General features: G+C 59.8%; 1 protein-coding gene. It reads right to left on the bottom strand.

Annotated elements, in window-relative coordinates:
• Positions 1–232, bottom strand: a 232-nt coding sequence (locus R0J92_RS24270; protein WP_411053563.1) for an FAD-dependent oxidoreductase, incomplete at its 3' end; no start/stop codon positions are given.
• Between the last annotated feature and the right edge of the window lie 27 nt (positions 233–259).

Here is a 259-nt window from a genome sequence, read left to right as displayed (position 1 = left end):
GCATGCCGAGATAAGGGCCTGCGGTGAGGCCTGATGCGCCGAGTGCATTGGCGGCGAATAGCTTGCCTTGCCCCGGAACTTGGCCGATGAACGGCAAAGCGCTTAGCGTCGATGGGCGGAACCCGGTCGCCGCCCCCTTGAATTCAGCGGCGGCAAGCCCTGGTGCAACGTCTAGGGTTTTCTCCAGAATATGAAAGATGCCGCCTGCGGTCAGTTTATCGTCGAATCCCACATTATTCTCATGCGTCGCACCGGCAAC

Origin of the sequence: Tritonibacter sp. SIMBA_163 (assembly GCF_046535935.1) — a bacterium.
In the GTDB taxonomy this organism is placed as follows: Bacteria; Pseudomonadota; Alphaproteobacteria; order Rhodobacterales; family Rhodobacteraceae; genus Epibacterium; species Epibacterium scottomollicae.
The sequence above is the reverse complement of the archived record's forward strand: the minus strand, read 5'-3'. Positions and strand labels throughout refer to the sequence as shown.